The organism is Peptoniphilus duerdenii ATCC BAA-1640, assembly GCF_000146345.1.
GTDB classification, from domain to species: Bacteria; Bacillota; Clostridia; order Tissierellales; family Peptoniphilaceae; genus Peptoniphilus_B; species Peptoniphilus_B duerdenii.
The window spans coordinates 1,369,181-1,388,699 of the sequence record NZ_GL397071.1; the positions used below are offsets into that span (position 1 = coordinate 1,369,181).

Sequence of the window (19,519 nt, forward strand, 5' to 3'; positions counted from 1 at the left end):
TTAAGACCTGCTTTCTTCAATAAATAGCTTTTCTAGACTTTCTTTTTCTTCCTCTATCCTATATATATCTACCTTGCCATTTAAAAAGTTCACTATATTTGCAATATCTTGATTAGATTTCTTACCAAGAATTATCTTTTTTCCATTTAATCTATCTACATCTAGATTTAAGAGTTCTAATGCTTTTTCGTTATCAGATGTGCGCAGTGAAATAAATGGTGGATGAAGCCTTCTATAATCTTCTAAGCTTCCGTTGTAGGTTAAGTTACCTTCTTTAAGTATGCCTATGTGAGTAGATATCTTTTCTATTTCATCAAGGATATGAGAAGAGATCAAGATACTTGTAGAAGAGTTTCTTACGATATTTCTAAATAGATTTCTCATTTCTTCGATTCCTTGGGGATCAAGTCCATTTATAGGTTCATCTAAAATTAAAAGTTTTGGACTTCCAATTAAAGCCATGGCTATTCCAAGTCTTTGCTTCATACCCAATGAATATTCACGAGATTTCTTTTTACCTACATTATTAAGACCTACAAGGTCCAAAGTTTTTTTAATTTCATCTTTTTTAATTCCTTTTAACTTACATATTATTTCCAGATTTTCATATCCTGTAAGATGATCATAAAAGGAAGGATTTTCAATTAGAGCACCGAGATTTCTATTGAACTCCTTTTGATTTTTTGAATTTATTTCCTGTCCAAAGACTTTGATCAACCCATCATCTTTTTTTACAAGACCGAGTACAATCTTCATAAGAGTGGATTTACCAGCTCCATTTTTACCTATAAGACCATAGATAGAGCTTTCTTCGATTTCTAAAGAGTCAATGTCCAAGACTCTTTTGTCGTTATACGATTTTTTTAAATTTTTTATTTCTAGTAATTTTTCCATAATCATTCCTCCTGAGATGATAGTACCATCCCTAGATAAATATAAAGTTTAAACAAGATCACTTTTACATCACAAAGACAAATAAATGAAAAGACTGGTGTATAATAGAGTTAATGAGGTGGCACAAATGGATTTTAGGGAAAATTTTTCTATATTAATAGTTGATGATGAAAAAAGCTTATTAGAAAATTTGTACAATTTTTTAAAGAATAAGGGTTTTAAAGATGTCTATACTGCAAAAAATTTAAAAGAGGCTAGATTCAAACTAAAAAATTTTAATATTGATTTAATAGTTTTGGACTTGATGCTTCCTGATGGAAGTGGTTTTGACTTGTTGAAGGAAGTTAGACAGAATTCTAATGTAGCTGTTATAATTCTATCCGCCCTAGATGGGATAGACGATAGGAGAGAAGGGTTTGAGAATAAGGCAGATGACTACTTGGTCAAACCATTCTTTCCAGATGAACTCCTTTGGAGAATTGATGCGGTTTTAAGAAGAAGTAAAAAAATTAAAACTTTTGAAAAGTTAAATCTTGGAAATGTGATATTTGATAAATCGAAGGGAATACTTGAAAAGAATGGCAAAGAGATTCCTCTTACTGCCACACAATTTAAAATTCTTGAATACCTATCTGAAAATATAAACATGATAGTTTCCATTGACAGAATTTTAGAAAATATTTGGCAAGATTCCTATGGCTATGAGAACACACTGATAACTCACATATATAGATTAAGAGAAAAACTCGAGGATAATCCTAAGGATCCTAAAATCTTGATAACTATAAAGGGTCTTGGATACAAGCTTGTTAAAGAGGATTAAGAATGTTTAATTATATATTAAAAAGATTTAAAAAAATTGTCATAAGAATACTCGCTTTATTATTTTTTCTAATATTTTTACTCATGACTTTTCTCTACTTAAATTACAGGTTAAATAATAAATATCCAAATCCTAATTCGGTTTACTCTTATGTAGAAAGTAATAAAACTAATGAATACCTAAATGAAAAGAACAGAGAATTTTTAAAAGAAAAGGGTATTTGGGCTATAAGACTTAGTAAGGATGGAACTGTCATAGAAAGTTTCAATAAGCCAAAAGAGGTAAAAGATAAATTTGAAATTACAGATGTTGCAAGATTTACTAGATTTTATTTAGCTGACTATCCTGTATTCACTTATGTTGTGGGAGATGGTCTCATACTATTTGCCTATCCGAAAAATTCTTTGGATAAACTCCCTTTTAACTATTACAACTACAATAATTTTATTATTAATATAGAGTTAGTAGGATTATTTATAATTTTATTTTTATTTTTAGTATATATATTTTATAGAAAAGACATTAAAGAAATATTTAAGAATACACTACCATTTCAAAGAGCACTAGATAGTCTATATGAAGATGACTATGAAAAGTTAGATGAATATGGAGAATTAAAAGATCTAGCTACTAGCATAAATAGGGCAAATGAAAAATACAATAGTTTAAAAGTAGCCCAAGGTAAATGGATCAGAGGTGTAAGTCATGATGTAAGAACACCACTTGCAAATATTTCATGGGAACTTAGTAAAGAGAATAAAGAATCTATGGATACCAAGAATATAGAGGAGCAGGTCATGAAAATTTCAAATATTTTAGAAGGGTTAAATCTTACAATGTCACTTTCTAATATAGAAAAAGAAAGTTTTACCATGGAAAGTCCACTAAAAGTAATTCGAAAGCTTATAGTGGATAAATTAAATGAAAATAGAGAGAGAAAAATTATATTTAATAATAATTTGAAGGATCAAAATATAAAGATAAAGATGGATCCGAATTTATTTTATAGGATGCTTGAAAATATTTTAAAAAACTCACTGATTTATACAGATGGGGAGATAAAGGTTATAATTTCAGATGATAAAGATAGTTTAAATATAAAAATATTAGATGAAGGTGAAGGAATACCTGAAAATATTTTAGATAAAATAAATAAGGAGGATCTTACCAATATTACTAAACATGGCTTGGGTATTTTTATTTCAAAACAGATTGCTGAACTGCACGATGGGAATTTCATTATAAAAAATAAGTATCCAGGACTGGAAGTATCTTTTATCTTTAATTAGATGAGTTAATTTTTGCAGTATAAATAAATATAAGTATAAAAAAACCAGAGTAAAATATCAATTACTCTGGTTTTATATTTGATTTTTTATCTATTATTACTATTTTCGTTGTCATTTATTATAGATCTTCTTTTCTTCTTCTTGCTTTTGCTGTCATTGGAGTTTTCATTGTCTTTTTTAGAATCTTTCTTTGAGTCTTTCTTAGAATCTTTCTTTTTGTCGGACTTTTTGTTGTTGTCATCGTCATCATCGTCGTCATCATCCCTGCCCCAATATAATTTGTCTACATTTCTAGGAGTGGTACCGTCTTTGAACATTTCATACCTGCCATTTACATATTTTCTATAAATGCCATCTGGTTTGTCGTAGTCAACTTTATCTAAATCTTCATGGATTGGATCCATGATAGCTTTAAATAATGTGGCTGCTCTATCAGAACCAAATCCTAGAGGGTCGTGATTATCTTTTGCAAGTAGCACAGAAGCGGTGTAGTAAGGTGTGAACCCTACGAACCAAGCTTCTCTCTTGTCGTTTGTAGTTCCTGTCTTACCAGCGGTGACCTGACCTTTGACCCTAGCATTTCTACCGGTTCCTGAAGTTACTACTTCCTTTAAGATATCTGTTAGGATGTAGGTGTCTCTTTTGTCTGCAACTTCAACTAAATTATCTTTTCTTTCAAAGATTACATCTCCAGTGCTGGTTACAATCTTATCTACAAATGTTGGTTTTTCAAATTGACCTTCAGAAGGAAATACTGTAAACGCTCCAGCCATTTCAAGAGGGCTAATACCTCTAGTCATTCCCCCTAGGGAAAGGGCAGCGTAGTTTAAGTCGTTTACCTTATCTACTGAAGTTACTCCTAATTCTTCAAGAGTATCTATAATACTATTTAAGTTTGCTTCGTTATTTACATTTTGCGAATAGGTTGAGTATCTATTCTTTCTATCTTTGAAATCTGTATTTATATCTCTAGATACGAGATATGCTCCTACGTTAGAGCTTCGTACCAAAAGTTTTCTGATAGTAGTCCAACCAATATAACTTCCAACATTAGAAGGTTTGTATTGAATATATGGAAGGTTTACATATTTTAGATTTGAATCTAGGTATACATCTCCTGCGGTTGCTCCATGATTAAATGCAGTTAGATATGGACCGATAGGTTTAATTGCTGAACCAGGCTGTCTAGGTATGGTTGCTCTATTTGCAAGAGAACCTCCGCCAAGTCCACGACCACCGACAAGTGCAACTACTTTGTGAGTCTTGTTATCTATAATAACTGAACCAACTTGAGGTTGTGGATCACCATTTACATCCACTGTGTTACCAGGATAATATTTGGTGTTTTGTACAGTTTCTTCAAGAGATTGTTGAATCTTGGTATTCATAGAAGTGTAGATATTTAGTCCACCACGATATAGTTCACTTTCTGCATCTTCTTTTGAAAATCCTGAGTTAATAAGTATTTCCTTAGTTTCTTTCAGAGCTGTATCTACAAAGTAAGAGGAGATACCAGATTGTGATCTGTTGGAAATATTTAAAACTATAGGTTGATTCATAGCTTCATCGAATTGAGCTTGGTCAATCATTCCTTGTTTAAGCATATTTTTAAGTATCTTATGTTGTCTTTCAAGGGATTTTTCGTTGAACTGCGCCTTCATCGGAACAAGTTGATTAGATTCTATAAGGTGAAGGTCAAATTTATCTATTCTACCAAGATCTAGAAGTTTTCTAGAGTATTCAATTATCTTATCGATATTTTCTTTTTGAGATGTGTCTGCAGGCACTAGCTCAAACTGTATTGAAGATAGATCATCTTCATCTGTTATATTTACTCTGTTGTAAGGAGTGTAATATTCAGGCAAGTTTGTAACTCCTGCAATAAGTGCACACTCAGCAAGAGTTAAATCTTTTACATTTTTACCAAAGAACATCTTAGATGCAGCTTGAACTCCTACTGTACCTTTTGAAAAACCGGCACAGTTAAGGTATGCTTCCAAGATTTCTTCCTTAGAAAGTTCATCTTCGATTTGATAAGCATAGTATATGTCCATAAGCTTTCTTTCAATCTTTTGGACACGACTGGTGTATAAATTCTTCGCAAGCTGCATTGTTATGGTTGAACCACCTTGATCAAATCTACCACTCATAAGGTCGTAGTAGAGAGCACCAGCGAGCCTTTTGAAATCCACTGCACTATGTTGGAAGAATCTTTCGTCTTCAACAGAGACTACAGCATTTATTAAATCTTTTGGAATATTATCAATGCTTACGAATTCCGCGTATTCATCTTTTACAAGCCTTTGGAGAAGATCTCCATTGCTATCGTATATTCTTGAAGTTTCAAATAGCTTCTCTCTATAATTTTTTGGATCGATAGGAGGTGCTTTTTTAAGTACAGATACGAGGTAGCAACCTGCAATCGAGCCGAGAGTTATAATTGCTATTAGAATAAGTAGGAATATAACTTTAAAAAAAGAAGAAATTCTATGAGTTTTTTTCTTTTTATTATTTCTTTTCATTTAAACCTCCGAGCATATGTTAATTATAACAGAAATGTTTAAAATCTTAAACAATCTACAAAGAATTTGAAATTTTGTAAGAAAGTAAATATAATTAGTTGAGAGGAGATAATATGGAATTAATGCTAGCCCCGATGGCGGGGTACACAGATTTTGTTTATAGATCCATGTGTATGGACTTTGGTTGCGACTCAACCATCACAGAAATGGTAAGTGCCAAAGCTCTCTATTACAAAGATAAGAAGACCTTGGAACTTATGGAGACTTCTGACAAAGAAAGAGATGTTCATCTGCAGCTATTCGGATATGAAGAAGATATATTTGAAATAGTTGCTAAAGAAATACCAAATAGGTTTAAGTATATAAATATCAACATGGGTTGCCCAGCACCAAAAATTGTAAAGAACTTTTCTGGTTCCTACTTACTAAATGATCCAGAAAAATGTAAAAGACTAATATATGCTCTTAAATCTTCAACAGATATTCCTATAAGCATCAAAATCCGAAGAGGAATAAATGGTGGCAATCAAGGATTAAAAGTTGCAAAAGTTGCTGAAGAGGAAGGGGCAAGCATGGTCATAGTCCATGGAAGGACAAAAGAAGAATATTATAGCGGAATTGCGGATTGGAATTTTATAGAAGAGGTAGCAACAAGTTTAAATATTCCTGTAATAGGAAATGGAGACATAACAGACTACGATAGTTTCTTGGAGAGGACAAAAGACTCAAAAGTAAGTGGTGTAGCAATAGGCAGAGGTGCAATTGGAAATCCATTTATATTTAAAGAAATAAAGAGTAAAATAAATAAAGAAGAATATACTCCACCGACAGAGAAAGAAAAATTAGAGACATTTCTTACACATCTAAAGATGATGATGGAAGCGTATCCGAAGAAGGTCGCAATAAACGAAATGAGAAAACAATTTGTCGGATACTCTAATGGAATCTATGGAGCAAAAGAATTAAGACAGAAGCTAAATACACTAAATGAATACGAAGATATATTAAAAATGATAAAAGATCACTTTGAATAGTTATTTTTAGTTCGAAAAATGGCTAGAATTTAGTAAATAACTTGACTTATTGAGTTTTTTTTAATATAATAATTTGACGTCAGGCGGAATGCCTATTTTTTATGAGAAATGGAAGTGAAACGATGGAAAAGGATATATTTTTTACCCCAGAAGGGTTAGAAAAAATTGAAAATGAAATAGAATTTTTAAAGACCGTCAGAAGAAAAGAAGTTGCTGAAAGAATCAAGATTGCACTTGGTTACGGAGACTTATCTGAAAACTCTGAATACGACGAAGCTAAGAACGAACAAGCTCAAGTTGAAGAAAGAATCGTAAAACTTGAAAACATGGTTAGAAATGCCGTTGTCATAGAAAGCGATGATTTAAACACAGAAATCGTAAATATCGGATCAACAGTTTCAGTAAAAGATATAAACTCAGATAAAGAAAGCACCTACACAATAGTTGGTTCAGCAGAATCAAGTCCACTTGAAGGCAAGATTTCAAACGAATCACCAGTAGGATCTGGTCTTATCGGCAAAAAAATTGGGGACGTAGTAGATATAGAAGTTCCAAAGGGAACTATAACTTTGGAAATAATGAATATTTCATTATAAGGAGGATACTTTGTCACAAGAAAAAGATTTAAATGAAATGCTTCTTTTGAAGAGAAATAAACTTAAAGAACTTAGAGAAAGAGGAGAAGATCCTTTTTTAATAGAAAGTTATCCCGTTGATAGTTATTCAAAAGATATAAAAGATAATTTTTCTGATTTTGAAGAAAAAGATGTAGTTGTAGCTGGAAGAATCATGAGCAAAAGACGTCATGGAAAGATTGCCTTTCTTGACTTACAAGACTCAAGAGGAACCATCCAAATATTTTTGAGAAAAGATGTAATGAATGAAGGCTACGACGTAATAAAAGACATAGATATCGGAGATATAGTAGGAGTAAAGGGAAAAGTTTTTAAGACAGAAGCTGGAGAAATCACAGTGCGTGCAACTGAAGCTTCTCTACTATCTAAATCTCTACAAATCCTACCAGAAAAATTCCACGGTTTAAAAGATATCGAACTTAGATACAGAATGAGGTACGTGGATTTAATTGTAAATCCAGAAGTTAAAGATGTATTCATAAAGAGATCTAAGATTATAAAAGCAATCAAGGAATACCTAGATGAAAGAGGATTCTTAGAAGTTGAAACTCCTATTCTAGGATCTGTTGCAGGTGGAGCAAATGCAAAACCATTCTTAACTCATCACAATACACTAGACATGGATATGCAAATGAGAATCGCAAACGAACTCTATCTAAAGAGACTAATCGTTGGTGGTTTTGACAAAGTTTATGAACTTGGAAAGATGTTTAGAAATGAAGGGATAAGTCCAAGACACAACCCTGAGTTTACAAATATAGAACTATATCAAGCATACGTTGACTACGAAGAGATGATGAGAATCACAGAAGGTATCTTCGAATACGTAGCAAAAAAGGTACTTGGAACTACTAAGATCAACTACCAAGGAAAAGAAATAGAATTAAAAGCTCCTTGGAGAAGAATAACCATGATCGATGCTATAAATGAGTATGCGGGAGTAGATTTCAACGAAATAAATACAGATGAAGAAGCAAGAGAAATTGCTAAGGCAAAGGGACTTGAAGTAGATCCAAAATGGACTAGAGGCCATGTAATTTCAGAAATGTTTGAAGAATTCTGTGAATCACACTTAGTTCAACCAACATTTGTAACTAAACATCCAGTAGAAGTTTCTCCGCTAGCTAAGCGTGACCCAGAAGATCCAAGACTTACTCAAAGATTCGAAGCATTTATGAACACCTGGGAACTTGCAAATGCATTTTCAGAATTAAATGACCCAATAGATCAAAGGGAAAGATTCGAAGAACAACTTCGTGAAAAGGAAATGGGAGACGATGAAGCTCACCCAATGGATACAGACTTCCTAAACGCAATAGAAGTTGGACTTCCACCAACAGGAGGACTTGGAATAGGAGTTGACAGAATGATCATGATACTTCTAGACCAACCAACCATAAGGGATATAATCTTCTTCCCAACAATGAAGCCATTGGGAGCAAGTAAAGATGCAGAAGGACAAGAAACCTTAGAACCAGAGACAGAAACAATAAAGATCGATCTATCAAAGGTTAAGGTTGAACCATTATTTGAAGATATGGTAGACTTTGAAACTTTCTCAAAATCTGATTTTAGAGTTGTAAAGGTTAAAAACTGCGAAGAAGTTCCTAAGTCAAAAAAACTTTTGAAATTTACATTAGATGATGGTTCTGAAAAAGAAAGAGTTATTTTATCTGGTATTAAGGAATATTACAGCGCAGAGAGCTTAATTGGAAAGACACTACTTGCAATTTGTAATCTTCCTCCTCGTAAGATGATGGGAATCGACTCAGAAGGTATGATTATATCTGCAATTTGTGAGTATGACGGTGAAGAAAAACTTAACTTAATAATGCTGGATGATAATATTCCAGCAGGATCAAAATTATATTAAAGGACACGCTAATTATGAAACTGGGGTTTGTTATGAATCCCAGTTTAATTTTTAGGAGTATGTATGAGATGGATAATTAGAATAATTTTATTACCGATAAGATTAGTGTTGAGTTTGCTCATAGCTTTTTTAACCTTCATATTAAGTTTGAGTACTGCGTTGTTAAGCGTAGTTTCTACTTTGATTTTTATAATTGGAATAGCTAGCATTTTTCAAGGAGACAAGCAAATTGTAATTGAAGCACTAATATTAGCATTTTTATTTAGTCCATTTGGATTACCTAAATTAGGTATATATGTTATTGGATTATTAGAATTATTAAACTATACAATAAAATCAATTTGAAGAAAAATAAATATAAGACAACCGTAGACGATAGAAAGCAATAATTCTGTCGTCTTTTTTTATTTTAAAGAGAGGAGGTAGGAATGAATTTTGATTATTTTTATAATAGGCAATCTGAGATGTATAACTTCATTAGGTTACCTATGGTATTAATGGAAGATGAGATTTTTGAGAGCATTTCTATTGAAGCTAAAGTTTTGTATTCATATATGCTTAATCGAATGGGTCTTTCATATAAAAATGGCTGGATAGATGAAGATGGAAAAGTCTTTATTTACTACACAATGGATGCTATTAAAGAGCAATTTAACTGTGCTAATGATAAAGCCTTAAAGATTATAAATGAGCTTGATATAAAATCAGGAATTGGATTGATAGAAAAGAAAAGACAAGGACTTGGAAAACCAAATAGGATATATGTTAAAGATTTTATGAGTGTTTTCTCCGATTCAAATAATAGAAATCCAGATTTCCGAAAAGCAGAAGTCCAGACTTCCGATAATCGGAATTCAAGAACTCCTAATAACAGACTTCAAGATTTCCGAAAATCGGAAGGTAACTATAACAATATTAGTAATAATGAGTTAAGAAAGAATGATTTTAGTAAGGGACAAAAGCCTTATGGAATATATAAAAACATATTTTTGACTGATGAAGAATACAAGGACTTAACAAATGAGTTAGGAAGTAGAATTAGTGACTACATTGATAGGTTGTCGTCATATATGAAAGCAAATAACAGAGTGTATCAAGATTACAAGGCAACGATAATCAATTGGTATCTTAATGATCAGGCAAAAAACATTAATGATAATACAACAAGGAAAATGAATTACGATATAGGAGAGAGTTTATGAAGAACTTAAAAGATTTTGTATTAAGAGAAAATGATATTGAAAGAAATGGACATATTTATTGTAAGGTATGTGATAAAAGAGTCGATGGAGAATTACTTGACCTTGGCTTTACAAAGTTTATTCCCAGAATTAAATGTGAATGTGAAATAAAAAGAGATAAGGAAAATGAAGAAAGAGAAAGACTAATGAAAATATCATCGCTAAAAAGAGATTGTTTCTCATCGCCACTCCAACACCAATATAATTTTGAGAGATTCTTAAATGAAAAAGGTCAAGCTTACAAGGTTGCTTACAATTATGCTAAAAGTTTTGAACAAATGAAGGAAGACAATGTTGGACTTTTATTTCATGGAGATGTTGGCAGTGGAAAGACTTATCTTGCTTGTTCTATTGCAAATGAATTAATTGAAAGAGAACAAGTTAAAGTTAAGATTATGAATTTATCTCAGGTTATAAATCAAATACAAAAATCAGCATTTAAGCTAGATTCAAATGAAATTATAGATAACCTATCAAACATTCCGTTGTTAATTTTAGATGATCTTGGAATTGAAAGGGATACATCTTATGCAAGAGAACAAGTATATAACATTATAAACTCAAGATACTTAAAAGGTAGGCCGACAATTTTTACTACAAACTTATCATTGGAAATTATTCAAAATCCTAATATTGAACTTGAGTATCAGAGGATATATTCAAGAATACTTGAAATGACAATACCAGTTAAAGTTACGGGAGAAGATTTTAGAAGAAAAATCCATCAAGAGAAGTTAAGAAAATACAAAGAGTTACTTTTATATGGAGGTGGAATAGATGATTAATGAAGAAGTATCTAGGTCGAGTCTTAACCTTGAAGTAAGGCTTGCAAAAGCAACAAGTAAAGCAATTCTTGATGCCTTAAAGAAAGTTCACAAGCAAATAGAAGATCAAGGAGGCTTGAAAAATGTAATAAAAAATAATGGAGAAGAAGTAAAACTAAAGGATATGGTTAAAAAGGGACAGTTAGAAGAAATTAATCTAAAAGATCCTGAGTTAAAAGAATTAAAGAAAATTTTAAACAAACACGGAGTGAAGTTTTCTGTTATGAAAGATAAGGAAACTGGTAACCACTCTGTGTTTTTTCAATCTAAGGATATAAAGGTAATGGAGCATGCCTTTAAAAAAGCAGTTAAGGCTTCTGAAAGAAAGGCTGATAGAAAAGATTCAATAACGAAGACAATAAATAAGTTTAAAGATATGGCTAAGGACACCATCAGCAAAGATAAAGTTAAAAATAAACATAAGGAGCAAAGCTTATGATAAGTAATTTAAAAACATTTGAAAATAAGAATTTTGGGAAACTCACTGTTATAGAAAAAGACGGTGAGTTTTTCTTTATAGCTAATGAAGTAGCAACTATGTTGGGATATGTCAATCCGAGGAAAGCTGTTTATGACCATGTAGATGAGGAAGATAAGGGTGTAACGAAATGGAACACCCCTGGAGGAATACAGAATATTTCAATAATTAATGAGTCAGGATTGTATTCACTTATCCTCTCATCAAAACTACCACAAGCAAAAATATTCAAAGCTTGGGTAACTAGAGAAGTCTTACCAAGTATTAGAAAAAATGGAGGATATATAATAGGGCAAGAAAAGAAAACTAACGAAGAGCTACTTGCAGATGCAATTCTTGTAGCCAATAGAATTATTGCCGAGAGAGAAGAAGAAATTGGAGAATTAAGACCAAAGGCAGATTATTATGACAAATTAGTAGATTATAAACTACTTACAAACTTTAGAAATACTGCCAAAGAGTTAGGAATACCACAAAATCAATTTATAAGTTTTCTAATGGATAAGGGATTAATTTATAGAGATAAGAAAATGAAACTCTTACCTTATGCAGATAAGAATAAGGGATATTTTGAAGTAAAGGAATGGGTTGATCCACTAGGTACACTTGTAGGAATACAAACATTTATAACACCAAAGGGAAGACACTATATACTAATTTTATTAGATAGTGAAGGTTTCTACGATGAATAAGATATTAGAATCTATTCTTTCTGATATTAAAAACTTAATTAAAATAGACAACCCAAAGAAATTTATATTAGCAAACATTCCTTATCTGTCCTTTTTCTACATTGGAAATATTTTTTCTAAGCACATCAATTCTTATGTAGGAGGAGATATTATTGATAAAATAATGGTGGGAATTTCTGATATAGGAACTTTATCTTATATACCAAGCCTTAATCCAAGGGACTTGTTAGTAGGTATTTCAGTTGCTGGTCTTGTTAAGTTAATTGTTTACAGCAAAGGTAAAAACAAAAAGAAATATAGGCAAGGCAAGGAATATGGATCTGCAAGATGGGGAGAAAGTAAGGATATTGCTCCATATATTGACCCTAAGTTTGAAAACAATGTTCTCATAACTAATACCGAAAGACTTACAATGAACTCAAGACCTAAAAACCCTAAATATGCCAGAAATAAAAATGTATTAGTAATAGGTGGTTCTGGATCAGGTAAAACGAGATTTTATGTAAAGCCAAATCTAATGCAAATGCATTCTTCCTATGTAGTAACAGACCCTAAAGGCACACTTGTGTTAGAATGTGGAAAAATGCTTTATGAAAATGGTTACGACATAAAGATATTAAACACAATAAACTTTAAAAAATCTATGAAATACAATCCATTTGCATACTTGAGAAGTGAAAAAGATATTTTAAAGCTTGTCCAAACCATAATTGCTAACACCAAGGGAGATGGAGAAAAGGCAGGAGAAGATTTTTGGGTAAAGGCTGAAAAGTTATATTACACTGCTCTTATTGGGTATATTTATTATGAAGCACCTGAAGAAGAAAAGAATTTTAAAACACTCTTAGATATGATTGACGCAAGTGAGGTTAGAGAAGATGACGAAACCTATATGAACCCAATTGATAGGCTTTTTGAAGCTCTTGAAAAGAAAGATCCAAGTCATTTTGCAGTTAAGCAATACAAGAAATATAAGCTGGCAGCAGGAGTAATAGAATTAAGGAGAACACTTAATCACTGTTTTAGTGAAACATGTACTTCTTAATTCTTTTTTATTTAAGAAATTAAGAGGAAGGAGGAAAAAGTGAGGAATTTTGAAAAGATAACAGCACTCTATGAGAGATTAAGTCGAGATGATGAACTTGAAGGAGAAAGTAACTCAATCGTTAATCAAAAGAAAATCCTTGAAGAATATGCAAGTAAGAATAATTTAACCAACATCATCCATTTTACAGATGACGGAATAAGCGGGACACAGTTTGATAGACCAGGCTTTATGGAAATGATGAATGGAGTAAATACTGGAAATATCGGTTGTATCATCGTAAAGGATATGAGTAGACTCGGCAGAGATTATCTCAAAGTTGGTCAATGTATGGAGATATTAAGACAAAAGGGCGTAAGACTGATTGCTATCAATGACAATGTAGACAGCTTTTACAGAGAAGATGATTTTACCCCTTTTAGAAATATTATGAATGAATGGTATGCAAGAGATACTTCAAGAAAAATACAATCTACATTTAGATCAAAAGGAGAAAGCGGAAAGCATACGGCAAGCACTCCACCTTATGGCTACATCAAAGATGAAAAAGACAAAGATAAGTGGATTGTAGATGAAAAGGCAGCCGAGATAGTAAGACGAATATTTAATCTTACAATGGACGGAGCAGGACCATACAAAATAGCGAAGATACTGGAAGCAGATAAGATAGATATACCCGCTTATCATCAGCAAAAAATGGGATATGGATTACATCAAAGCAAGAACTTTGAATATCCTTATCGTTGGTGTAGTTCCACAATTGCCAGTATCTTAAAGAAAAAAGAATACTTAGGGCATACAGTTAACTTTAAAACAAGAAAGCATTTCAAGGATAAGAAAAGCAAATATGTATCCGAAGATAAATGGCTCATCTTTGAAAATACTCACGAAGCAATCATAGACCAAGAAACCTTTGATAATGTACAAAGAATTCGAGGGAATGTAAAAAGGTATCCAGATGGTTGGGGAGAATATCATCCATTAACAGGACTGATGTATTGTGCAGATTGTGGAAGCAAGATGTATGTTCATAGGACAAATAACTATAAGAATATTCCTTATTATGTTTGCAGTAATTATAAGAAAGTACCTTGCGGAACGCTATGTCCATCAGCTCATAGGATAAAAGCAGAAGTAGTCTTAAACCTTATCCAAGAAACATTAAAAGATATAAAAAATTATCTTGATGAAGATAATGAAGCATTTATTCATTCCATTCAAAATGAAATGGAAGAAAAGGAAAAAATAGAGATAGAAAAGAAAAAGATAAGATTAACAGAAAGCCAAAACAGGCTTCAAGAGCTGGAACGATTGATGTGCAGAATTTATGAAGATATGATTTTAGATAAGATACCGAATAATCGCTATGAAATTTTAAATAACCAATATGAAACTGAGCAACTCACGTTAAGTAAAGAGATTAAAGACTTAGAGCTTGTAATATCAAGATATGAAAAGGAAACAGATAAGGCAAGAAAATTCATATCCCTTATTAGTCGTTATGAAAACTTTGATAATCTCACAAACACAATGATAAATGAGTTTGTAAAGAAGATAATCATTCATGAAAGAGATAGGAAAGGCAGTCAAACATCAAAGCAAAAAATAGAAATTTACTTTAATTTCATAGGTAATTATGAACTTCCACAGGCGGAGTTAAGTGAGGAAGAAAAACAAAAACTTGAGGAAGAAGAAAGAAAAATCAAGGAAAGAAAAGACAAGCTACATCAAAATTACCTGAAACGAAAAGCAAGCGGAAAACAGAAAGAGTATGAAGATAAATATAAGGCAAGGAGAGAACAGAAGAAACAGGAGAAATTAAAGGTTCTAAAAAGAGCAGGAGTACCATTAAGTGATTTTCAACGAAAGATTTTAGATTGACTTTTCGGTTAGAGTATGCTAACATATGAATAAAGAACGAATGTCGGTCAATAGGCGGTGAGATTTTGGTAAAGAGAAATGTAAAAGATCCAGAAGAAAGAAAACAGGAGCTTATAAACATAGCATCCAGACTTTTTGAAAAGTATGGGTATGAGAAAGTTTCTGTTAGAGATATTCTCGCAGAAGTTAATGGAGCGCCGGGAATGTTTTATTATTATTTCAAATCAAAAGAAGATATTTTCTTGGCTTGTATGGAAACATATTTTGAAGAAAAACTAAAAAATAAGTTGGATATACTTCAAAATAAGGAAATGGATTACGAAGAAAGAATAAAAATTGTAAGAGAACTTATAGTAAAAGATATCGGTCAATTTACAACAAGATATAATTTCTCGAAAGAGAATTCAATTACAGATAACTCTTACAGGCTATGGGAATTAATTCATTACATTGGAAAATTTATAGATGTCTATTCAGAGTTTATAATTGAAGGAATTGAAAATAAAAAAATAGAAAATAATATGGGAATAAACAGAGAAAATGTGAGAAGTTTTGCAGCTTTTATTTTATACGGAGCTGTTGGAACAATATATAATGACTATATTATTAAGGGAGAAAACAAAACAAATTCAAGTGAAGCCTTTGGAATAATAAGCGAACTATTTCAAAGACCTCAGTAGAGAAAAATAAAATATAAGTATTTTACAAGGGAAACATCAATGGTGTTTTCCTTGTATTAGTTTTAAGGCAAATGAACGAACTCGTTCGGTAAGGAGGTATGTTTTAGATGAAAAAGAAGAAATCAATCAAAGATATTATTTCCTACAGTGAAATAAAAAAAGGACAACTTGTAGGGGGAATATTATTTGTTAGTCTTGGAATGCTATTAAGTATTTGTCCAATTTTGGTGATATACAAAGTCATAAAATCTCTATTTTTATATGGAAAATTAGAACAAAGTACAATACAGTTCTGCACCTATGGACTTGCAGCAGTGGTATTGTCATATTGCTTAACTTACATTGGCGGTATTTTATGCCATAAGTTTTCATATGTTTTAATAGCTAACTTAAAAAAGAAGATATTATTTCATATTGGGAACCTTCCTTTAGGATTTTTCACTGGGGACAACAAGTCAAAAATAAGGCAAGTATTAGGATCGGATATGAATCAAATTGAGGGATACTTTTCTCATCAATTACCAAATTTAATTTCAACTTTAGCACTAATTTTAGCAATGATAATTGTTATGTTGAAGATAAATTTAATATTAGGTCTTACGACTTTGTTAATTATATTTGTCGGTTTAGGAATTCAGATTGCAATCATGGCAAAGATTATAAAGTCGGGTGGACTTGAGAAGAACTTTGCGATTTTGGATCAAATTAATTCAGCAACTACTGAATACGTTAAAGGTATGCCGGAAGTGAAAATATTTGGAACAGGAGCAAAATCATTTAAAACTTTTTCAAAGTCAGTAGGAGAATATAGAGACTTTACAAGTTCGATGACTTCAATGATAAGACCGGGATTTGTTTCATTTAGAATGTTTATTTTATCTGTTGCTACATTCATAGTTCCAGTAGGAATACTTTTAATGTCACGAAATAATAACTTGGATTTTGCTACAGTTTTTATTTTCTATTTGATTCTTGCACCTGCCATTAGCGTACCTGCATTAAAACTTAGAGATTTTGCAGAAGGAATGAATTTACTAAATGAAGTTGTTTTGAGAATCTACGAAATTATAGATCAAAAAGAATTGGCAATCGAAGATAGTGAGGAAGAGATAAAAGGTCATAATCTTGAATTCGAGAATGTAAGCTTTTCTTATGGAGATGAAGAGGTTTTAAAGAATATAAGCTTCTGTGCTAAACAAGGAGAAGTTACAGCATTAGTTGGCTATTCGGGAGCAGGCAAATCTACCATTGGAACGCTAATACCGAGATTTTATGATCCTTCAGAAGGCTCTATTAAAATCGGTGGAGTTAATATAAAAAATATTCCGATGAACGCCTTAATGGACAAGATAGCATTTGTTTTTCAAGACAGTGATCTTATCACAGATACAGTCTTCAATAATGTTGCTATGGCAAAGCCAGGTTCTACAAAAGAGGATGTCATAAAAGCATGTAAAAAAGCAAGATGTCATGATTTCATTGAAAAACTTCCTGATGGGTATGATACTGTTTTGGGTAAAGGAACTTATTTATCTGGCGGAGAGAAACAACGTATTGCAGTAGCAAGAGCGATTTTAAAGAATGCACCAATATTAGTATTAGACGAGGCAACAAGTTTTGCAGACTCTGAAAATGAATATCTTATGCAGGAAGCTTTATCTGAATTGGTTAAGGATAAGACGGTTATCATGATTGCTCATAGGTTAAATACCATAGAGCATGCAAATCAAATTTTAGTAATATCTGATGGAAAAATTGCAGAAAGAGGTAAGCATGAAGATTTAATCGTTGCAGATGGAATATATAAGCGACTCTTTGATATTTATAAGAAGACAAATATTTGGCAAATGGATATAGAAGGGAGTGAGAATGAATGATAAGAAATATTACATTAGGAAAGATGAATAATATAAGAAAATCAATTATTTTAAATGTTTTGGCATCTATTTCCAACCTTATACCATTTATTGCTTTGGCGAAAATTGTAGAAAAACTATTTTTAAATAGAGGTGCAGATAGTATAGATACGAGCCTTTTATGGAAGTATTTTGGGATAATGGCAGTATTTTTCTTAATAACATTCTTATTGGAAAATTTAGCCACAAAATATACCTATGAACTTGGATACAAGACAAGTGCAGATGGAAGAATAGAGCTTGCAGACCACATAAGAAAATTGCCGATAGGTTATATTTCAGGAAAAAGTTCAGCGGAGATCTTAGATACATTAATGAATGATTTTTTCAAAGTTGAAACGGCAGTAACGCATCAATTACCTCAATTTTTCAGTGGTATATGTGTAGCGATTCTTTGCTCGATATTATTTTTGATAATTAATGTAAAAATGGGAATAGCAACACTTATAGGACTACCTATTTCTGTTCTACTTCTTACACTCATGCAAAACTTTCAGAAACAAATTTATTTAAAAACAAAGAAAATGAGGATAAAAGAGGAAGAAGATATAAATGAATATTTGGATGCCATTAAGACTCTAAAAGCTTATAACAGCTTAGATGATACATTAACAAAACTTGAAGAAGATATAGATAACTCAAGAAATGCAAATATTAAGAGTGAGAAAGGGGTTGGTTCATTAACTACTATAGCAAGTATGATTTTAAGAATAGGACTTCCTTTGATGAGTTTAGCGGGTTCCTATTTGTTTATAAATGGATCTTTGGAAATTGATACATTTTTAATGTTCTTATTTGTAGGCACAAGGATTTTTGACCCCTTGGAGCTTGCACTTGTAAATTATACAGGTCTACAAATGGCATCAGTTTCAGGAGAGAGAATCATTAACTTGCTTAACGCTAAACCTATGTCAGGAAATTGCGATGTGAACGAAAGCAACAAAATTGAAATCTGTGATGTTTCATTTTCTTATAAGGACTCTAAGGTTATCGATAATGTGTCATTAGACATTAATGAAAATGAATTAACTGCTTTTGTTGGTTACTCTGGCTCTGGGAAATCTACACTAATTAAATTAATCTCCAGATTTTATGATCCTAATGAAGGGACAATTAAAATTGGTGGGGTGGATTTGCTAACAGCCAATCCTGATAAATTAATGGAAAAATTTTCTGTTGTTTTTCAAGATGTATATCTTTTTAAAGACACAATTTATAACAACATAAAGTTTGGTAATGAAGATGCGAGTAAAGATGAAATAATGAATGCTGCAAAAATGGCAGGAGCTTATGACTTTATAGTCAAAAAAGATGATGGATTTGAAACTATGATTGGACAAGGAGGAGCGACTCTGTCTGGAGGTGAGAAACAAAGAATATCAATAGCGAGAGCAATATTAAAAAACGCCCCAATAATACTACTTGATGAAGCAACATCTTCGCTTGATCCTGAAAATGAACTTATTATACAAGAAGCAATATCAAATTTAATTAAGAATAAAACAGTTGTGGTTGTAGCTCATAAATTAAGGAGCGTAATGGGAGCTGATAAAATTGTTGTTTTAAACAAAGGAAAGGTAGAGGAAGTTGGGAAGCATGAAGAACTTATTAAAAATGAAGGACTATATAAAGACTTATGGAACTATCAAGAAAAGTCTAAAGAATGGAAGATTGTACAGTAACAATCAATTT

Annotated in this window: 16 protein-coding genes and 1 pseudogene; 15 read left to right on the top strand and 2 right to left on the bottom strand. The window is 31.8% G+C overall.

Features of this window, described 5'->3' with window-relative positions:
* Positions 1 to 894 (bottom strand): ABC transporter ATP-binding protein, encoded by an 894-nt coding sequence (locus tag HMPREF9225_RS06095; RefSeq protein ID WP_040551358.1) that lies wholly within the window; start codon positions 892 to 894, stop codon positions 1 to 3.
* A 127-nt stretch (positions 895 to 1,021) separates the two neighbouring features.
* Here HMPREF9225_RS06095 and HMPREF9225_RS06100 point away from each other — a divergent pair, with 127 nt between their 5' ends.
* A complete protein-coding gene (locus tag HMPREF9225_RS06100) occupies positions 1,022 to 1,717 on the top strand; it encodes a response regulator transcription factor (protein WP_040551359.1) in 696 nt (231 codons plus the stop codon).
* Positions 1,718 to 1,719: 2 nt separating this feature from the next.
* Complete coding sequence (locus HMPREF9225_RS06105; protein WP_008902088.1) at positions 1,720 to 3,006, top strand: sensor histidine kinase; 1,287 nt, start codon at positions 1,720 to 1,722, stop codon at positions 3,004 to 3,006.
* Between the two features lie 86 nt (positions 3,007 to 3,092).
* Here HMPREF9225_RS06105 and HMPREF9225_RS06110 read toward each other — a convergent pair whose 3' ends face one another.
* A complete protein-coding gene (locus HMPREF9225_RS06110) occupies positions 3,093 to 5,528 on the bottom strand; it encodes a transglycosylase domain-containing protein (RefSeq protein WP_008902089.1) in 2,436 nt (811 codons plus the stop codon).
* 113 nt (positions 5,529 to 5,641) lie between these two features.
* On the opposite strand from HMPREF9225_RS06110, the gene HMPREF9225_RS06115 reads away from it, so the two are divergent.
* The 13 genes and pseudogenes from HMPREF9225_RS06115 (at position 5,642) to HMPREF9225_RS06175 (ending at position 19,509) form a co-directional block, all read left to right on the top strand.
* Positions 5,642 to 6,562, top strand: a complete 921-nt coding sequence (locus tag HMPREF9225_RS06115) for a tRNA dihydrouridine synthase (RefSeq protein ID WP_008902090.1) — start codon at positions 5,642 to 5,644, stop codon at positions 6,560 to 6,562.
* 122 nt (positions 6,563 to 6,684) lie between these two features.
* Positions 6,685 to 7,158, top strand: coding sequence for a transcription elongation factor GreA (gene greA / locus HMPREF9225_RS06120; RefSeq protein ID WP_036746654.1), 474 nt, complete (start codon positions 6,685 to 6,687; stop codon positions 7,156 to 7,158).
* A 37-nt stretch (positions 7,159 to 7,195) separates the two neighbouring features.
* Positions 7,196 to 9,070: a lysine--tRNA ligase gene (gene lysS / locus HMPREF9225_RS06125; protein WP_040551704.1), complete on the top strand. Its 1,875-nt coding sequence runs from the start codon at positions 7,196 to 7,198 to the stop codon at positions 9,068 to 9,070.
* A gap of 63 nt (positions 9,071 to 9,133) precedes the next feature.
* Entirely contained in the window at positions 9,134 to 9,415 is a 282-nt protein-coding gene (locus HMPREF9225_RS06130; protein ID WP_001267200.1) for a CD1845 family protein, read from the top strand.
* An 83-nt stretch (positions 9,416 to 9,498) separates the two neighbouring features.
* A complete protein-coding gene (locus tag HMPREF9225_RS06135; protein WP_001008418.1) occupies positions 9,499 to 10,272 on the top strand; it encodes a replication initiator protein A in 774 nt (257 codons plus the stop codon).
* Entirely contained in the window at positions 10,269 to 11,096 is an 828-nt protein-coding gene (locus tag HMPREF9225_RS06140; RefSeq protein WP_000793094.1) for an ATP-binding protein, read from the top strand. Before HMPREF9225_RS06135 ends, HMPREF9225_RS06140 begins: the two co-directional genes overlap by 4 nt.
* Positions 11,089 to 11,574, top strand: a complete 486-nt coding sequence (locus HMPREF9225_RS06145; protein WP_008902093.1) for a PcfB family protein — start codon at positions 11,089 to 11,091, stop codon at positions 11,572 to 11,574. Before HMPREF9225_RS06140 ends, HMPREF9225_RS06145 begins: the two co-directional genes overlap by 8 nt.
* Complete coding sequence (locus HMPREF9225_RS06150) at positions 11,571 to 12,305, top strand: phage antirepressor Ant (RefSeq protein WP_008902094.1); 735 nt, start codon at positions 11,571 to 11,573, stop codon at positions 12,303 to 12,305. Before HMPREF9225_RS06145 ends, HMPREF9225_RS06150 begins: the two co-directional genes overlap by 4 nt.
* Positions 12,298 to 13,293: pseudogene (locus HMPREF9225_RS06155) on the top strand (type IV secretory system conjugative DNA transfer family protein); the annotation flags it as partial. The gene HMPREF9225_RS06150 and the pseudogene HMPREF9225_RS06155, both read left to right, overlap by 8 nt.
* A gap of 96 nt (positions 13,294 to 13,389) precedes the next feature.
* Positions 13,390 to 15,231, top strand: coding sequence for a recombinase family protein (locus HMPREF9225_RS06160; protein ID WP_008902096.1), 1,842 nt, complete (start codon positions 13,390 to 13,392; stop codon positions 15,229 to 15,231).
* A 65-nt stretch (positions 15,232 to 15,296) separates the two neighbouring features.
* Entirely contained in the window at positions 15,297 to 15,911 is a 615-nt protein-coding gene (locus HMPREF9225_RS06165) for a TetR/AcrR family transcriptional regulator (protein ID WP_008902097.1), read from the top strand.
* Positions 15,912 to 16,018: 107 nt separating this feature from the next.
* Complete coding sequence (locus HMPREF9225_RS06170; protein ID WP_008902098.1) at positions 16,019 to 17,788, top strand: ABC transporter ATP-binding protein; 1,770 nt, start codon at positions 16,019 to 16,021, stop codon at positions 17,786 to 17,788.
* On the top strand, positions 17,785 to 19,509 hold the full coding sequence (locus HMPREF9225_RS06175) for an ABC transporter ATP-binding protein (protein WP_008902099.1): 1,725 nt from the start codon (positions 17,785 to 17,787) through the stop codon (positions 19,507 to 19,509). The genes HMPREF9225_RS06170 and HMPREF9225_RS06175 overlap by 4 nt, the downstream gene beginning before the upstream one ends.
* The last annotated feature ends 10 nt before the right edge of the window (positions 19,510 to 19,519 follow it).

Excerpts from the sequence above, each read along its gene's own strand:
- HMPREF9225_RS06095 (WP_040551358.1), bottom strand. The coding sequence starts at position 894 with ATGGAAAAATTACTAGAAATAAAAAATTTAAAAAAATCGTATAACGAC.
- HMPREF9225_RS06100 (WP_040551359.1), top strand. The coding sequence starts at position 1,022 with ATGGATTTTAGGGAAAATTTTTCTATATTAATAGTTGATGATGAAAAA.
- HMPREF9225_RS06105 (WP_008902088.1), top strand. The coding sequence starts at position 1,720 with ATGTTTAATTATATATTAAAAAGATTTAAAAAAATTGTCATAAGAATA.
- HMPREF9225_RS06110 (WP_008902089.1), bottom strand. The coding sequence starts at position 5,528 with ATGAAAAGAAATAATAAAAAGAAAAAAACTCATAGAATTTCTTCTTTT.
- HMPREF9225_RS06115 (WP_008902090.1), top strand. The coding sequence starts at position 5,642 with ATGGAATTAATGCTAGCCCCGATGGCGGGGTACACAGATTTTGTTTAT.
- greA (WP_036746654.1), top strand. The coding sequence starts at position 6,685 with ATGGAAAAGGATATATTTTTTACCCCAGAAGGGTTAGAAAAAATTGAA.
- lysS (WP_040551704.1), top strand. The coding sequence starts at position 7,196 with ATGCTTCTTTTGAAGAGAAATAAACTTAAAGAACTTAGAGAAAGAGGA.
- HMPREF9225_RS06130 (WP_001267200.1), top strand. The coding sequence starts at position 9,134 with ATGAGATGGATAATTAGAATAATTTTATTACCGATAAGATTAGTGTTG.
- HMPREF9225_RS06135 (WP_001008418.1), top strand. The coding sequence starts at position 9,499 with ATGAATTTTGATTATTTTTATAATAGGCAATCTGAGATGTATAACTTC.
- HMPREF9225_RS06140 (WP_000793094.1), top strand. The coding sequence starts at position 10,269 with ATGAAGAACTTAAAAGATTTTGTATTAAGAGAAAATGATATTGAAAGA.
- HMPREF9225_RS06145 (WP_008902093.1), top strand. The coding sequence starts at position 11,089 with ATGATTAATGAAGAAGTATCTAGGTCGAGTCTTAACCTTGAAGTAAGG.
- HMPREF9225_RS06150 (WP_008902094.1), top strand. The coding sequence starts at position 11,571 with ATGATAAGTAATTTAAAAACATTTGAAAATAAGAATTTTGGGAAACTC.
- HMPREF9225_RS06170 (WP_008902098.1), top strand. The coding sequence starts at position 16,019 with ATGAAAAAGAAGAAATCAATCAAAGATATTATTTCCTACAGTGAAATA.
- HMPREF9225_RS06175 (WP_008902099.1), top strand. The coding sequence starts at position 17,785 with ATGATAAGAAATATTACATTAGGAAAGATGAATAATATAAGAAAATCA.